This is a genomic window from Natronosalvus vescus, assembly GCF_023973145.1.
In the GTDB taxonomy this organism is placed as follows: Archaea; Halobacteriota; Halobacteria; order Halobacteriales; family Natrialbaceae; genus Natronosalvus; species Natronosalvus vescus.
The window spans coordinates 2,815,970-2,831,132 of sequence record NZ_CP099546.1 but is presented as its reverse complement, the minus strand read 5'-3'; the positions used below and the strand labels follow the sequence as shown (position 1 = coordinate 2,831,132).

General features: G+C 54.1%; 15 protein-coding genes. 9 read left to right on the top strand and 6 right to left on the bottom strand.

The window, feature by feature from the left end; all coding sequences use genetic code 11:
• Positions 1 to 432 precede the first annotated feature (432 nt).
• Complete coding sequence (locus tag NGM68_RS13660) at positions 433 to 1,434, top strand: GNAT family N-acetyltransferase (RefSeq protein ID WP_252698790.1); 1,002 nt, start codon at positions 433 to 435, stop codon at positions 1,432 to 1,434.
• Between the two features lie 68 nt (positions 1,435 to 1,502).
• On the opposite strand, the gene NGM68_RS13655 is transcribed toward NGM68_RS13660, so the two are convergent.
• Both NGM68_RS13655 and NGM68_RS13650 read right to left on the bottom strand, forming a co-directional pair.
• A complete protein-coding gene (locus NGM68_RS13655) occupies positions 1,503 to 2,480 on the bottom strand; it encodes a class I SAM-dependent methyltransferase (RefSeq protein ID WP_252698789.1) in 978 nt (325 codons plus the stop codon).
• A 165-nt stretch (positions 2,481 to 2,645) separates the two neighbouring features.
• Positions 2,646 to 3,404: a class I SAM-dependent methyltransferase gene (locus NGM68_RS13650; RefSeq protein ID WP_252698788.1), complete on the bottom strand. Its 759-nt coding sequence runs from the start codon at positions 3,402 to 3,404 to the stop codon at positions 2,646 to 2,648.
• A gap of 298 nt (positions 3,405 to 3,702) precedes the next feature.
• Here NGM68_RS13650 and NGM68_RS18410 point away from each other — a divergent pair, with 298 nt between their 5' ends.
• From NGM68_RS18410 to NGM68_RS13635, 3 genes are all read left to right on the top strand, one after another.
• Positions 3,703 to 3,981: a DUF8044 family membrane protein gene (locus NGM68_RS18410; protein WP_484549495.1), complete on the top strand. Its 279-nt coding sequence runs from the start codon at positions 3,703 to 3,705 to the stop codon at positions 3,979 to 3,981.
• A 77-nt stretch (positions 3,982 to 4,058) separates the two neighbouring features.
• Positions 4,059 to 5,075 (top strand): DUF4350 domain-containing protein, encoded by a 1,017-nt coding sequence (locus NGM68_RS13640; protein ID WP_252698786.1) that lies wholly within the window; start codon positions 4,059 to 4,061, stop codon positions 5,073 to 5,075.
• A 9-nt stretch (positions 5,076 to 5,084) separates the two neighbouring features.
• Positions 5,085 to 6,113 (top strand): AAA family ATPase, encoded by a 1,029-nt coding sequence (locus NGM68_RS13635; protein WP_252698785.1) that lies wholly within the window; start codon positions 5,085 to 5,087, stop codon positions 6,111 to 6,113.
• Between the two features lie 74 nt (positions 6,114 to 6,187).
• Here the strand turns inward: NGM68_RS13635 and NGM68_RS13630 are convergent, their stop codons facing one another.
• From NGM68_RS13630 to NGM68_RS13620, 3 genes are read right to left on the bottom strand one after another with little or no spacing between them, the layout of a single operon-like run.
• A complete protein-coding gene (locus tag NGM68_RS13630) occupies positions 6,188 to 7,096 on the bottom strand; it encodes a DUF7982 domain-containing protein (RefSeq protein ID WP_252698784.1) in 909 nt (302 codons plus the stop codon).
• Entirely contained in the window at positions 7,093 to 7,677 is a 585-nt protein-coding gene (locus tag NGM68_RS13625; protein WP_252698783.1) for a DUF8163 family membrane protein, read from the bottom strand. The genes NGM68_RS13630 and NGM68_RS13625 overlap by 4 nt, the downstream gene beginning before the upstream one ends.
• A complete protein-coding gene (locus tag NGM68_RS13620; RefSeq protein ID WP_252698782.1) occupies positions 7,674 to 9,200 on the bottom strand; it encodes a DUF58 domain-containing protein in 1,527 nt (508 codons plus the stop codon). Before NGM68_RS13620 ends, NGM68_RS13625 begins: the two co-directional genes overlap by 4 nt.
• A gap of 279 nt (positions 9,201 to 9,479) precedes the next feature.
• Between NGM68_RS13620 and NGM68_RS13615 the strand changes: the two genes are divergently transcribed.
• On the top strand, positions 9,480 to 11,492 hold the full coding sequence (locus NGM68_RS13615; RefSeq protein ID WP_252698781.1) for a hypothetical protein: 2,013 nt from the start codon (positions 9,480 to 9,482) through the stop codon (positions 11,490 to 11,492).
• A gap of 185 nt (positions 11,493 to 11,677) precedes the next feature.
• Positions 11,678 to 12,181: a DUF1616 domain-containing protein gene (locus NGM68_RS13610; RefSeq protein ID WP_256469888.1), complete on the top strand. Its 504-nt coding sequence runs from the start codon at positions 11,678 to 11,680 to the stop codon at positions 12,179 to 12,181.
• A gap of 12 nt (positions 12,182 to 12,193) precedes the next feature.
• Here NGM68_RS13610 and NGM68_RS13605 read toward each other — a convergent pair whose 3' ends face one another.
• Positions 12,194 to 12,760, bottom strand: coding sequence for a hypothetical protein (locus NGM68_RS13605; RefSeq protein ID WP_252698779.1), 567 nt, complete (start codon positions 12,758 to 12,760; stop codon positions 12,194 to 12,196).
• A gap of 211 nt (positions 12,761 to 12,971) precedes the next feature.
• Between NGM68_RS13605 and NGM68_RS13600 the strand changes: the two genes are divergently transcribed.
• The 3 genes from NGM68_RS13600 (at position 12,972) to NGM68_RS13590 (ending at position 15,125) form a co-directional block, all read left to right on the top strand.
• Positions 12,972 to 13,703 (top strand): nucleolar 14 family protein, encoded by a 732-nt coding sequence (locus NGM68_RS13600; protein WP_252698778.1) that lies wholly within the window; start codon positions 12,972 to 12,974, stop codon positions 13,701 to 13,703.
• A gap of 38 nt (positions 13,704 to 13,741) precedes the next feature.
• Positions 13,742 to 13,912, top strand: coding sequence for a hypothetical protein (locus NGM68_RS13595; RefSeq protein WP_252698777.1), 171 nt, complete (start codon positions 13,742 to 13,744; stop codon positions 13,910 to 13,912).
• 268 nt (positions 13,913 to 14,180) lie between these two features.
• Entirely contained in the window at positions 14,181 to 15,125 is a 945-nt protein-coding gene (locus tag NGM68_RS13590) for an NAD-dependent epimerase/dehydratase family protein (protein ID WP_252698776.1), read from the top strand.
• The last annotated feature ends 38 nt before the right edge of the window (positions 15,126 to 15,163 follow it).

Sequence of the window (15,163 nt, the reverse complement as noted above, 5' to 3'; positions counted from 1 at the left end):
ATGGAATTCGAGCGAGCATGGACTTTTCAGTGGTAATGAAAGGGGGGCGCTGCTCCATAGAAAACTTGCACAAGAACAATTAGGGGAAGCATCATGATGAGTTAACTGGTAATGATTATCGACAACAGGGTCTCGAGGTCATTAATGGAAAGTACGTGTAGGCCTCAATCACTTTACCCTCGCTTCCTATTCCCGGTCGAGTACCACCTCAAATTTCGGTGATGACGGATTTAAGGATCAGCCGGCCTCATCTCACACTTTATCGTCAATATCTCTTTTCCACTTCTAATTGGCACGTTATACGTGCAAATCGAAGCTATACTTTTTCCAGTGTTGTTCGCATATGGTGTGTCGAATGACAAAGACCTACGATATTGTCCCATGTCCCCAGCGCACCGTGTCAGTTGACCGTAATAATCAGCCTCTTGGAAAATGACGATTGAAGTTGAGAAATTTACTGGCGAAGCGGATGAGTGGGATAGATACATCGACCGATCACCAACCGGGACAATTTTTCATCTACATGATTTTCTGGAAACGGTCGACAAACACGTTAATGGCACTGTGATACGACTGATCGGATACAATGGCCAGGAACCGATCGGCGTAATACCGTTCGTCGAGATTAAGAAGTTCGGCATCAGTACGGCATTTTCACCGGCTCCGAGGATGGGATTACCGTACCAAGGTCCGATCCTTCTCGGGAACCCGTCGCCTAAACGACGAAAACAGGAAAAACAACACAAACGATTTATCGAAAATAGCCTTACCTGGCTTGACAACGAGATCGGTCCGAGCTACGTCTATATGCGAACGCATCCGGCATACGACGATCCCCGTCCGTTCGCCTGGAACGGGTTTACGTTGACCCCGCGATACACCTACTGTATCGACGTCACTCGTGATATCGATGAGATTAAAATGTCGTTTTCCAAATCACTGCGTCGCTATCTCGATCCGGATGAGGATCAGTATCGGATCGAAGAACAAGGAGAAGATGGGATCAGGTTCATATACCAACAAACGAGAGACCGTTACGAGGCACAGGATAAAACCTATGCAGTTAAAGAGGATTTTTTATTAGATTTATATAATATTTTTCCTGATGGGTGGGTTCGCCCGTACGTTGGTATCGTCAACGATGAACGGGTGGCTGGAATTTTAATCTTTGATGACGGCGAGACAATATATTTCCAGGAGGGGGGTGCAATACCTGATGTTGATTTCCCCATAAACGATATACTGCACTGGCACATAATTAAAGAAGCTAAAAAGCGAGGTGTAAAAGCATATGATCTTCACGGGGCGAATACCCCTCGGCTTTGTAAATACAAATCAAAATTCAATCCTGAACTGGAGCAATACTACGGTATAGAGAAGGGGACTCGGTTTATGAACATCATCTCTGAGGGATATAAAAAAGTGATGTTTTAAAATAGTAGTAGGTGAACAATTGGCTCACAAATAGTCAATATTCAACACGAACTAGCCACCAGTATTCATCAATTCTTCAGTTTAACAGCATAGCCACAACTACATGGTTCGTCATACTCACTAGATGCAAGATAATCGTGTTCAATCAATCCGTGATGACAATCGTGTTCATTCACAAACACACCAAACGCATCATTCTGATCGATATGAGGCGAGATCAACATCCCACCAGGTTTCAGCCAGTTCCACGCTAGTTCAAACTCAAATAGCATACCACTTTTCGAGTGTCCAGAATCGTGGTAGAACATGTCAATTTTTGGCAACTCAGTATATAGCTCTGGTAAAACGTCCTGCGGAAATCCGTGTCTGGATTCCCACCGCTCTCGAAGTCTGTCTGGTATAATCCAGCCTGGCTCTTTCCCAGGCGGGAGTTCGTGGCTCCGGTGTTCCGAACAAGATGGGCGACCACGTTCCACGAAATCAAGTTCCCGGATAGAGTCACTGCCTCCCCGAGTTCGGTTTACGGTACCGCGGGTTAGTGAGGCATCCACGGTATGTAACATTCCGTGATTATTTTTGTCCAGGGCGAGGAGTATTGAGGCTGTTCCGACGCCACTATAAACGCCAGTGGATACAATCCGATCAGGTTTTTGAGTTCTAATGAGCGCATAGACGTGCGAAGCAACTCCACGATGTGTATCGAATACGACTTTCTCATCACCAACCTCTTTGATCGCTGAGATGACAATATCTGTAATACCACTTTCATCGAAGAACTCTGTTGAGAGCCTGTCGTATTCCTCATTTCCGATGAGCTTTTTGAAATGCTTGCGTGTACGCTCACGGCGTCTCATGTTTTCCCACGAGGCACCAGGATTGAGTATATGATATCCGTGCTGGACGAGTGGTTTCGTTCCATCAGGCATTCGACGGAACACTTGTCCAGGTATTGAGCCCATATCGTCTTTTGCTGATCCCATCTTCTCGATCGCTGGTTCTGTACTCTCTGGTAATCGACGTCTCAGTTCTTCTTTTACGGAATCCATAACTCAATATTCTATGATGTGTTGATCGGAAGTCAGACTCTACGTTCTCCGTGTTTTCGTAGACGCCATACCGTTAACGTCACAAAGGTGTATCTGGTGTCAGCGGCTTAGTAAATGAGAGCAAACAGCGTAAAAATCAAAGACTGGGCTTCAGCAACAGTTCAACTATCCGTTTATATTAGCGGGTTTCCGAACCACATAGTACGGTTGACCTTCGAAGTATCGCCCAATTGACTCCCTCCGTCCAATGAGTTCGATGAGTTCGAAGCCCGTTTGTCTGAGTTGGCGTACGTGGTGAACTGGGTTGGCCATATATTTGTGGACACCGAAATCCGTGTCATCTATTTTATACCTTGACCACCAGTTCCGAATATTACCGTTCTTGAAATAATAGTTCCTGATATACTTCCAATCGATGAAAAGCGCAGGGAGTGCGTAAAGATTATTATGTGTGCTGACGGCGAACACGCCACCTGGCTTTAATACTCGGAAAATCTCCTGTAGCGCTTGCTTCCGCTTATCAGGCGGTCGAATCGAATCAATCCCCACCCAGGAGAACAGGATGTAATCGAACGTAGCGTCCCCAAAATCAAGGTTGGTTGCATCACCAACCCTGATATCTAGATGGTCGAATAGTTCGTTCGCTAGTTCTACCATGGGTTCGCTAACGTCGATCCCGATCACATCAAATCCACGGCGATCAAGCGCTTGTGTCGTTCTTCCCGCTCCACATCCGAGGTCAAGTACCTGTGCATCCCGGTTTTCGAAATGCCTATTGACCACCTTCACCTCTCGAGCTCGTAATGCGCCGTTTGTGGCGAGGGTCGCGTAGTGTTCAGCAACGGACGCCTTTTTGTAAGGTTCTTGGCCAAGTGTCTGTTGTAATCGAGGGGAATTCATCTCATCAGCTTCTCTGTCTGCCATGTATGGATTCTACGTGGCTAGCAGCCTGCTCTATGCATAGTTGAGGTGGTTTGTTCGCTTCTGTCCAGGAGTTATAGAGGGTATTAACTGCCCGTAACTATTCCACAACACGGTTCTCTGCGAATAAAACGCCGGGTTAAATCATAAGGGAGGGTTACTATTACCACATCCGCCACCAGTGACAATGGGTATACATATTTTAATTCGAGAGATCGTCCACCTCCCATAAGGAAAGTGTGGCTTTCCCCTAGCAGTGTTGTTATAGTTTTACAAGGGTACCCGATTTTCATTTGGAGCGATGCAAAGCCCTCGACGTATGACTCTCATCCACGGTCAACTAGCGTGGATGATAGGCACGATATTCGTCCTTTCTGTGTTGGGCTCATTTTCATATACCGGTTTCTTCAGTCTATCACTCTTAGGACTCCTTGTTGTAACGGAACTGACTTCGCCAATAAATGTCACCCCGAAGTGGAAGGGGCGTCTCAGGTGGATTATTCTAGTGGGAATTGCCGGCTTCCTTTTCATTGTTATTCGACGTATCTACATGATGATTCCACCTGAGGTATTGCCGTGAATTGGCAATCACTCCTCGTTCGACGAGGAGATCTCCCGTGGCTACCGATATTCCTCATAGTTCTTGCGTTCGTAATAGTGACGTCAGTGGGCTTTTACGCCGCAACCTCCACCGCAGCGTTCGCCCCTTACAACCCCTCGTGGGATGGGACGAGCGACTTCCGTACACAACTTGAGGCAGACCCCACCGTCGAGACCGAACTCACCACCCGAACTACCGATTACAACAGGGTCGAGCCAAATGAAACGGTCTCTTTCGTTATCGCTCCAGACGAACCCTACGCTGAAACGGACGTCCAGCGAATTAGCCAGTTTGTCGATCGCGGCGGAACCCTCGTCGTTCTCGAGAATTTCGGCACGAGCGGTGACCAACTCCTCTTCGGTCTCGGGACGGAAGCGCAGGTAGACGGCCAACTGCTTCGTGATGAACGAAACCACCAGAACGGGCCGACGATGCCGATTGCAACGGACGTCACCACCCACCCGCTTACCGACGGAGTAGATCAACTCTCACTCAACTACGCGAGTGCGGTCAACCCCGGCAACGCAACGGTACTCGTCGCGACGAGTGAATACGCGTATCTCGGAAACGAGACGACCGATCTCGAGGACGTGGAAACGCTCGAGTCGTACCCAGTCGCCACGGTCGAATCTGTCGGTGACGGCCAGGTGGTCGTCGTCAGCGATCCGAGTCTCGTGATTAACGCTATGATCGGCCAACCGGATAACGACGCGTTCGTTCGTGGACTCTACACCGGGAACGACCACGCCCTGATCGACGTCTCAAAATCAGATGACGTTCCGCCACTTATTGGCGCGTTACTCACCGTCCGAGGATCCGTCTCACTCCAATTACTGCTCGGCGGCCTCGGCGTCGCAGCCGTAGCCACCATTTGGAGGAAACCTGGTCGTTCCGTGATGAAGCGAACACAGAAGAGACTCCCAAGACCGTCATCTCAGCGCGAGCGCGCAGATGCAACGTCCACGCTTACCCATACTGAACGTCTTGAATTCTTACGCCTAAAATACCCCGACTGGGACGACGAACGTATCGAACGCGTGGCAACAGTACGTGACCACACACGTGGAAGATGAGTAAAATCGATGAGCGAGATCACGACACCTGGTGACGAAGCGACCGACCCCCAGGCACTCTACGAAGCGATTCAACGGGAAGTAGACGGTGTACTCGTGGGGAACGACGAAGTCATCGAACACCTGACGATTGCGCTGTTGACCAGAGGCCACGTTCTGCTCGAGGGCGTCCCCGGCGTCGCCAAAACCACCATCGCCAATCTCTTCGCTCGAGCCACCGGCCTGGGATACGGACGGATCCAGATGACGCCGGACATCCTTCCGGCCGACATCACGGGGACACAGGTGTACCGACAACACAGTGGCGAGTTCGAACTCCATCAGGGCCCCATCTTCACTAACGTCCTCGTCGCTGACGAGATTAATCGAGCGACGCCAAAGACACAGAGTGCGCTCCTCGAGGCGATGCAAGAACGTCACGTAACGATCGAAGGTGATACACTGTCGCTCCCAACCCCGTTTCTCGTGATCGCGACGCAAAACCCGATCGAGATGGAAGGCGTGTTCGAACTTCCGGAAGCACAGCGGGATCGATTCCAGTTCAAACTCACCGTCGATCTCCCAAGCCGGGAGAACGAACGGGAACTCCTCGATCGATTCGACGACGATCCAGATCTCGAGCCAGAGGTCATCGAGCAGGCCGTCGAGACCACGGGTATCCTCAGTGCACGCAAGGTTGCGACAGAGGTTCACGTCGCCTCTGCAGTGAAGGAGTACATTCTCGATATTGTCAACGCCAGTCGTACCCACCCCGACGTAGCTCACGGCGGGTCGCCACGGGCGACACTGGCATTTCTCAATGGAGCAAAGGCTCGTGCGGCCATCCACGGGCGAGAGTACGTCATTCCCGACGACGTGAAAGCGCTCGGTGTGCCCATTCTCGTCCACCGACTCGTCCTGGGCACCGATGCCGAACTTGGCGACATCGAGCCCTCGAGCGTCATTCGTGAGATCCTTCAGACGATCGAACCACCGGGTGCGGACGTGAGCGACGTTTCAGCGGTGGCCGATCCACAGAGCCAATATGGTGACGGGTAGATGAGCCCCGGCTGGTGAGCGGAAATGAGCGAGGGAGTCAGAACCCCAATTCCAAACTCGAGAAGCAACGCCTCTCAGTCGTTTTCGTCGGTCGCGCCCGCTTCGAGCTCCCATCGACAGGTGACCAACCACTCCTCCTGAGTGGATCCTGCAGCAACTTCGAGCGTGATCGGGTGGTCGAGTCCAATGGCAAACCCCGTGGCGACGAACGACGCGATCGGATGATCGAACCGATCCACAGGGCCGAGCGCGCTCTCAGACACCGCGACCGTCGCTCGGCCTTCCGCCGCTTCGACATCGACATCGACGTCTGCGTTGGCACTCCGTGCGAGTTCGAGGCTTTCGACGAGGCCGTCGCTGAGTTGTTCCCCCAGAACGACCGGTGCAGCGGCGAGTTCAGCGTCGAGCGTCCGCTCGAACTCGCGAAACAGTCCCGTTCCGGTTGCCACTAGAACCAGTCCACGCTGGCTCTCAGCCGTCTCGATCGGTCGGGAGAAATCCTCGGGAAGGTCGTACTCGACTCGCTGTGGGACGAAGAGTCGGGCCAGCGTGGAGTCACCCGTCGGGACGTATATACGCTCATCTCGTAACCCGAGTTCGTCGACGATGTCGGCGTAGTTCGTGGCCATCGTCGCGTACATCCGCTCGCTGAGATCAGCGGCGACGAACTGATTCGGCATCAGATAGTACGTGAGTAGCCCGCCGAACAACCCCGTTCCCCCGAGAGCGAACAATACGTCGCGTCCATCGGGGAACAGGAGGCCACCGATAACAGCGACGATGCCGAGGATCGCCAGTCCGAACGCAGTGTGTCGGTACTGGGATCGACGGCTTCGAGCATAGGCTTCCTGCAGGCGACGATTTTCTTCGGTAAGCATCTCGAGTTGGGCCACGAGCTCGAGGCGATCGTCAGCTTCCCCGTCGTGTTCCGGGGTCGAATCGTTCGACAGTGCCGAGTCGTCCTGGAGGTCGCGTTGACTCATGATTCAGAATCCGCCCCCGTCCGATTCGCACCACCTGGTTCTGTGTCTGTACTCGAATCCGATTGTAGGCCGCTTCGTGATCGGTGTTCGATACCGGACTCGAGACTATCGGGTACGAGTCCGAGTGAAATACGTCCGTATCGGGCGACGACGTAGAGGCCACTCACGAACAACACGATGAAGAGTCCGGCACCGATCCAGAGTGAGTGGACACTAATTCCGAGCCAGACCCCACCACCCAGCAGGAGCAGACTCGCGAATGCAACACCACCAAATCGGACGGGAGACGGAACCAATCGTGCCTCTGTGAGGAAAATGGCCAGAAACGCCGTTTCGACGAGGACGAACGAGACGAATCCAATACCATCGGGAAACAGACCGATGAGAGCAATGTGACCAACGGCGATGGCAAAGGGCGTTCCAAGGGCGTACCAGGTAGCAGCGGTCACGAGCCCAGCAACCAGGCCGAACGGGCCCGAAAGAGCGACTAAAATCACGGTGAGAACGAGATACACGACGCCAACCAGTGAATCGTCGTATCCGTGGCGAGTGAGTTCTTCGAGGAAGGTGTCAGTACTCATTGGTGTTGTTTGGTTCGCCCATTACCGAGAACGGCCGAAAGGCGGTCTCCCGGTGCCACCTCGAGTGCGGTGACGCCATCCATGTGGGCAAACGAGCGCCGATGCCCCTCGAAGGCGTGATATCGGTCGTAGGTTCGTTCGATCCGACCGAGTTCCATCGGTTCGAATAGAACCGTTGGCGCAAGGACGAGCAGGACGTCGTTTCCACGAGACCGCGCCAACGTGACTGCCTCGTAGAGTTCCTCGAGGTTCGAATCGTCCGTGAGAATAACAGTCCAGAGACGACCAGGCTCAGTCGTGAGTTCACCCCGGAGAGCGCTGTATAGAGGCCTGGACTCGATCTGTTTCTGGTAGGTTCGCTGGGCAGTGTAGAACGGTTCGAGTACGGCAGCAAACGCGCTGCCATCCCCGCTGAGGTCGGTCAGTGCCCGTCGCCTCTCGGCAGGCGCCGTGGGTCGTCGCGACCAGGATTGAGGGGCATCGTGTGCCCCCCTCGAATCGCTTGCAGTCGACTCGCTGGAGGGGCGACCAAGAACTGGCGAGGTTCGAATTGGCTCTACGTGCTGATTGTCCGCTCCATCACGGGCAGCCGTCGGTTCGAGCTCCAGGAGCGTCCGTCGAATCAGGGAATACTGTTCGGCGTTCGAGGAAATCTCGTTTCGTGCCGTAATCCCCCCATCGCCGACGGCGATCACTCCCATTGGATCGCTGAGCTGGTAGGCGCTAGATGCCACACCGAGTGCGACCTCACGGAGATAATCGAGTTTCGTTTCCCCCGGTGGCCCCATTGACAGCCCTGATCGGTGATCGACGACGATCAACGTCCGTCGATGGGTTTCGGCCTCGTACTTCCGAACGTAGGGTTTTCCGAGCCGTGCTGTCGCCTTCCAATCGATTCGAGAGACCGTCTCGCCGGGAACGTACTCTCGAAGTTCGGCGGGCTCGAGGCCCGACCCGAGACGCCCCGTTCGGTGTTCGCCCGAGGCGACTGCGAAGCGGTCACCACCTTCGCCGACGTGCACGTGGCGTGATCCGAGCGGTTCGACGGTGATGGTCGGCTGCTGTCCAATCGGAAGCGTTTCGACGAATAGCCCATCAGTTGCGGTCACGCTCGCGCTCTCGAACTGATGACGGCCGCTAACCGGCCAGGATACCGACGCCGTTTGCGTGGCATCCTGTTCGTGTGGATCGAGGGTGACCGTTAGGGGTTCGTTTGCCACTGCGCCCGTCGGCATGCCAGCTTCGATAGCAAGCGACAACGGCATCGGCTCGGTCAGCCTCGCCCTAATCGTCACCTGGACGTCCTCGCCCTTTCGAAGGCTCGAGCGCTCGGGCCACTGGTGAATCGTCACGTCATCGGCCATCTGGGTGAGTGTATGGAAAAATTGAACCTGGTTTGCCAGCACCCACGCACCGATCAGTATGCTCCCGGCAAACAGGATCGGCCTGGCGAACGTCGCCCCAAGGATCGCCACGACGAGGGCAAGTGCGACGAACCCCTGGCATCGATGCGTGAGCTGCATCTCCGGCCGCTACACCGTTCTCGTTCATGAAAGGGAGGGATCAATCGCCTATTATTTTGAGACATTGCATTCGGTTCTTTTCGACGTGGAGGAGTCTCATTTGCAACAGAATATTGCCACGCTGTACGTGCGACCGGCTTTTTACACGTCTCGGATGAACCGACTCGAGTGGGCGTCCCTCGAGGCCGGTTGCAGCTACTAGCCGTAATCGTTGGGGTAGCGACAGCGTTGAGCGTCCTGGCTGTCGGGACTGTCCCTGTCGCCACGACAGATACTGACGTGGCTCAATCGGAGGACACTGAGACGGAACTGGGCACGCCAGTCGACCTCGCCGTACTACAGGAAGACCACGAAGATGCGGAAAACGAAACCGTCCGTCATCAAAATCCGGAGGAGTATGATGGGGGAAGTGACCCGGACGGACTTCGTGGCTGGCTGGGTGACCTACTCGCGACCAGATTACAGGACAGTACGGTGGCACTGAGTGAAGGACAAACTGAGCTGGCTCGAGAGTACGTCGACGAGGAGTACCGCGACATTGCCAGCCAGTACGCAGAAGTCTCATCAGAGACGGGGGATGCCGAACAAGGCGAGGTGTTCAATGAAGCAGGTGAGGACCAAGAGGAGTTAATCGAGACGATGACCGAGTATCAGGAGGTTCGAGAGGCATACGACGACGCCAGGGAAGCGGGCAACGATCTCGAGGCACGACAGCACGCTCGAGAACTGCAGGAGCTCGCCAAGGAAATCGAGGAGCGTAGCGAACGCGTCGACGAGCACTACGACGAGATCGAAGCGAGCACCGGCCAAGACGTCTCCGAGAGCCGAGAACAGGTGCGAGAGATCAATCAGTCAGTGCAAGACGAACAGGAAGCGATCACCGCACAACAGTTCTCCGAGACTGAACTGACGCTTACGACCGAAGACGAGAACATTTCGTATCTGAACCCACTGAACGCGACGGGCGAGTTGCGGACTGCAGACGGAAGAGCAGTGACCAACGAGGAGATTAGACTCGATGTGGGCGGGCATACCGAGTACGCCGAGACGGACGAGACCGGTTCGTTCGATCTCACGCATCGACCGCGTGACGTCCCGCTCGAGTCAGATGACATAACGGTCGAGTTCGTCCCAGAAAACCAATCGTCGTACCTCGGCAGTGAAACCACCGTCAACGTCTCGGTAGCGCAGGTCGAACCGACGATCACTGACATCAGAGCAACTGCGGAAGGCGCATACGGCGACGAGATCACGCTCCAGGGGAACGTGGCCGCAGTGGGTGAGTCGGTCGATGGTGTCCCACTCTCGGTTTCGCTTGCTGGACAGTCACTCGGGACGGTCGAAGCGTCGAATGGATCGTTCGAGGGGGCGATCGAGCTCCCACGCACGGTACCCGCCGGTGACCACGAACTCGAGATCACACTCGACTTCGAGGAGCAGGCCCTCGCCCAAACGACTGGAAATACCTCGCTCACCGTTCTCGAGACCGAGACCGAGATCACGGCCAATGGGACAGAATCCAACGGGGAGATTCGACTCGCAGGTCAGCTCGTCGATGCAGATGGAGACGGAGTCGAAAACGAAACACTCCAGATTCACCTCGAGGACACACCCATCGGTTCGGTGACAACGGGGAGCGAGGGCGAGTTTAACGCGACCGTCGACCCGCCGGCCGGTGCTGAAGGTGAGACCGTTCTCAGCGTTGTGTACGAGAATGCGGAAACGAGCCTCGCCAGTTCCGAAGCCGAAACGACGATACTGGTGCCCGACGGTGGCGATTCTGCTGGAACAGCTGTTGGTGTCCCAACGTGGGTCTGGATCGGCCTCGGCATACTCGGTGCGTTCGGCATCGTGGCCGGAAGTTGGTGGTACCGACGGTCTGGATCACCACCGAGACCGTTGCCGGCGAACACCCCCACTAATGGCCGAGAGTTGTCGCCAGCCGCAGCCGAATCAGCTGGAAATACAACCGAGTATCTGGCTCAGGCTCGCAAAACCCTCGACGGGAACGATCCGGACAGGGCCGTTCAGTACGGATACGCAGCCGTTCGTCGGGCGTTCGAATCCGACTTCGAAGGCGACCGGCTGACTCACCGTGAGTTCGTCGATAGGATTACTCGACAACAACCAAAGGGGCTCGGAGACCGGGAGGAAACGCTGTTGCGAGAGGTTACGACTGGATACGAACGTGCCGTCTTTGATGACGAAACCCTCCCTCGAGGTGTTGCTGAATCCCTTCTCGAGGACGCAATCCAACTTTGTGAGGGCGCTGGCGAATCCGGATTCACATAGGAAAATTACACGACATATATATCCCACACACGATTATCGAGAGGACACTGAATACAAACTCGAGGATGTTCAGAAAGTGCTGATTTTATATTGGACTATCTAACCAACTTTTCTACTCGATAAACCATTTAAGAGGTGGAATCGTAATCGAGCGGTTTCGATCCTACGAAACGGAGAGCCCATCCATGGAAAATCTTGCATCCGAACGTGGACGAGGAGTGCTTGTGGTAGCAGTCATGTTAGTAGTTGCGAGCGTTGGGGTTGTCGGGGCGACAGTACAGGAGAATGAGGGACATTCAACGGTCTCTGTGTTGACGGAAGGCGAAGATGGAGAATGGGTTGGAAACGACTATCCAACGCAACTTGCGCTCGGCGAGAGCCAACAGTTCGTTGTCAACGTCGAAAATCACGAACAGCAACCAACAGCGTACACCGTCGTCGTCGTCGAACAGGTATTCGATTTCGTCGACGGTGAACGCGTACTCACCGAGCAACGCGAATTGGATCAGTTTGAAGGGGAACTAGCCCACGAGGAAACCTGGACGTACACGCATGCTATCTCGCCGACGATTGCAGGAGAGGATGTTCGGATAGTGTGGTTACTCTACCTCGATGACGAGGTTCCGAGCGAGCCGTCAACGGCGAACGCAGCCTATCACGTCCACCTGTGGTTCGAGATAATCGAGTAGACTGATGGTCAGTCACTCCGCCTGAACGTCACTCTCGACGTCTGCCTCGCCTCCCGTTGAGTTGCTCACCGTAAACGCTACTCTATACGTGCTCCCTGAACCGTGACTGATCCTGATAGTCTCTTCACCCGTATCAGCAGATCCATCAACTGCGATCGATTCGGAGTCGACGTGCTCAATTGAACCACCGATGTCGTACACGTCAATCGAAATTTCCTCGAGTTCACTCACTGGTTCTGAGACTGCCCACTCCACGTGAAGGTCTGCGTGTGGGTTTGGTGGACTCTCCTCGCCGACCTCGAAAGAGACGAGCTCTGGTACTCCCGCATAGTCATCCTCGTCCTCGCCCGCTGAATCACCACTGTAGTATCCAGCACCATAGCCACTGTCTCCGTAGCCACTCGAGGAGTCCGCCTGCACGCTCTGGGCTGCCAGCGGGATCGCTGCGACGCCAATCGCTTTGAGTGCTGTCCGACGACCAATGAGCGTGGTACCCTCACTGCTGGATCCCTGTGAACTGATCTCTCTCGTGCGGTTCTCTTGGCGAATTTTCGCGGGTTCTGACGTACCGTCAATCACGTACTACCCACAGTAATCGTCGATTAAAGCGAATCGGATGGACTATTACCAGTTTAAAGACGTGCCCGTGTCAGGGCACCGAACCACACCATACAGATGATATATTTGAGCAGTCACACGCAAGGTGAGTTTCTCACGCGATCGGGAATGACATAAAATACAGAAATATAATCATCCGTGAGTTTAAGAAAAGTCAAGAAGGTTAGTGGCTATGCGACTCAACCGTCGTGAGTTGTTGGCCTCCGGTGTGGGAATCGGCGTGGTTGGCAGCCACGCAGTTATCAGTGAACAGGAATCTACTGGACTAGAGGATTCAGCAGACCAGCGATATGGCGAGGGAGGATACGGATTCGACGCCTACGGCGGTTCCACTGTCTCTGCTGGTGAGGATAATGACGAGGACGAAGATACCATCAGTGGTGACGACGGGTATCAGAATATCGACGATAATGAAGGCAGTGACGGCAGTGGTGGCACCGATCGGTCACCCGTCCCTCCAGGCGATGAAGACACGTCCGACGATGGTCTGGGAGCGGATGACGATGGCTCGATCGACGACGAGACGGGTGGGGTCGATGAGAACACGATCGACGACGGAGTAGGCGATGAGGAGAACGACCAATCCAACGACGAACCAGATGATGAGCAATCCCAGTCCGAAGATCGCTCAGACGATGATGAACCCTCCGAGGAAACCGACGATGAATCCACAAGGGGTGGAGACAATACTGACGAAACACAATGGGAAGACAGCGCGACACGAGACGACGACCGGTCATCGGACGATCGCTCCGAGGGCGAGAGTCGTGAATCTGAAACTAAAATTACCGATCCGTCACCCGGATTCGGCCCAGCCGCAACAACGGTCGGAATCGGGGGTGCACTCTATGCACTCGAGCGCGTTCACCGACATTCAAAGACTAATAATGAAGCGGAGGGATAGTGCACAGGATCTATGCGAACCCACCATACGATCTACGTATGATCGCAAACGAAGTTGAGAACGTGATCAAACTGTACGACCTCAAGGGAGGATTCCTTGAGGTCATAACGACGAGGTTTGACGAGAACGACCCCGAAAGGATCACGCTCCATCGTGAGGGCGACGGCTCCGGCTACTGGGTGTTCACTGAACGAGAAGAAGGTCGGTGAGGAAAGCATCATAATATAAAACTGGTAGTAAACAGAAGGCTCACCTACCAAATAGCTCGGTGATAGATAGAATTCGACTATTAGTCAGAAACCAGTTCCATTGCGTTCTAATCGGGGCGTGTGTCAACCCCAGCGATTGTCGGCTGTGATCGTGTAACGCTGCGTCGAATTTCTCATGAGCGCCTTTCAATAGAGCCAATTATAAAAATCCAGACGTTCAGATAAATCCCCAACACACCTCTATGAGTCGGTTTCTGGTACAACCCCTATGTCGAGCGAACGGGTACTCGTGACCGGTGGTGCGGGGTTCGTCGGTTCTCACCTCGTGGAGCGGTTGATAGCTCAAGGAGACGATGTCGTAGTCGTCGACGACTTATCGAACAGCCGTGAGGAGTGGGTAACTGATGAGGCAACGTTATTTCAACGAGATCTTACAAACTCGGATGCTCTCGAGGGTGTATTGACCCCAGATACCGATATCGTCTATCACCTCGCAGCCTTGAAAACGGTCAACACCGAACAGCCTCACGATCAATTCCGGGCCAACACTACAATGACGTCGAACGTACTCCAGGCAATGGAATCAGTAGGCGTCGGAAACCTGGCATATACGTCATCGTCGACGGTTTACGGTGAAGCCCCCCGTCCGACTCCTGAGGACTTTGGCCCGCTCGAGCCAATCAGCGTCTATGGGGCAAGCAAACTCGCCGATGAAGGACTTCTTTCTACCTACGGCTATTCGCATGATTTCCAAATATGGAATTTTCGGTTCGCAAATGTGGTCGGATCACGCCTTCGAGGGGCCGTCGTCCCAGATTTTATCGGGAAGCTCAGCCAGAATCCCGACCGACTTGAAATACTTGGAAACGGTCGCCAAGAGAAATCTTATCTCCACGTAACTGATTGCATCGACGCGCTACTGACGGTCGTCGACAGTGTTACAGGGCCCCTGAACTCGTTTAATATCGGTACTCGGACGACGACTTCGGTGCGCAGGATTGCAGAGATTGTCACCGAGGAGATGGACGTAGATCCAACATACGAGTATCGTGGTGGCGACCGAGGCTGGAAAGGTGATGTACCGAAGATGCAATTATCGATTGAGAAACTCTCGATGCTCGACTGGATCCCTAAGTACGAAAGTGATGAGGCTATCCGAGTCGCAACACGTGAACTCCTCGAGGAAGAGGAGTTGACACCCAACTTAAATTAGAAGTAGCCGGGAATAATTGACTATTTCCCCCAAAGCAT

Bases quoted from the DNA above. Each gene is read 5' to 3' on its own strand.
- NGM68_RS13660 (WP_252698790.1), top strand. From the start codon at position 433: ATGACGATTGAAGTTGAGAAATTTACTGGCGAAGCGGATGAGTGGGAT.
- NGM68_RS13655 (WP_252698789.1), bottom strand. From the start codon at position 2,480: ATGGATTCCGTAAAAGAAGAACTGAGACGTCGATTACCAGAGAGTACA.
- NGM68_RS13650 (WP_252698788.1), bottom strand. From the start codon at position 3,404: ATGGCAGACAGAGAAGCTGATGAGATGAATTCCCCTCGATTACAACAG.
- NGM68_RS18410 (WP_484549495.1), top strand. From the start codon at position 3,703: ATGCAAAGCCCTCGACGTATGACTCTCATCCACGGTCAACTAGCGTGG.
- NGM68_RS13635 (WP_252698785.1), top strand. From the start codon at position 5,085: ATGAGCGAGATCACGACACCTGGTGACGAAGCGACCGACCCCCAGGCA.
- NGM68_RS13630 (WP_252698784.1), bottom strand. From the start codon at position 7,096: ATGAGTCAACGCGACCTCCAGGACGACTCGGCACTGTCGAACGATTCG.
- NGM68_RS13625 (WP_252698783.1), bottom strand. From the start codon at position 7,677: ATGAGTACTGACACCTTCCTCGAAGAACTCACTCGCCACGGATACGAC.
- NGM68_RS13620 (WP_252698782.1), bottom strand. From the start codon at position 9,200: ATGCAGCTCACGCATCGATGCCAGGGGTTCGTCGCACTTGCCCTCGTC.
- NGM68_RS13610 (WP_256469888.1), top strand. From the start codon at position 11,678: ATGGAAAATCTTGCATCCGAACGTGGACGAGGAGTGCTTGTGGTAGCA.
- NGM68_RS13600 (WP_252698778.1), top strand. From the start codon at position 12,972: ATGCGACTCAACCGTCGTGAGTTGTTGGCCTCCGGTGTGGGAATCGGC.
- NGM68_RS13595 (WP_252698777.1), top strand. From the start codon at position 13,742: ATGATCGCAAACGAAGTTGAGAACGTGATCAAACTGTACGACCTCAAG.
- NGM68_RS13590 (WP_252698776.1), top strand. From the start codon at position 14,181: ATGTCGAGCGAACGGGTACTCGTGACCGGTGGTGCGGGGTTCGTCGGT.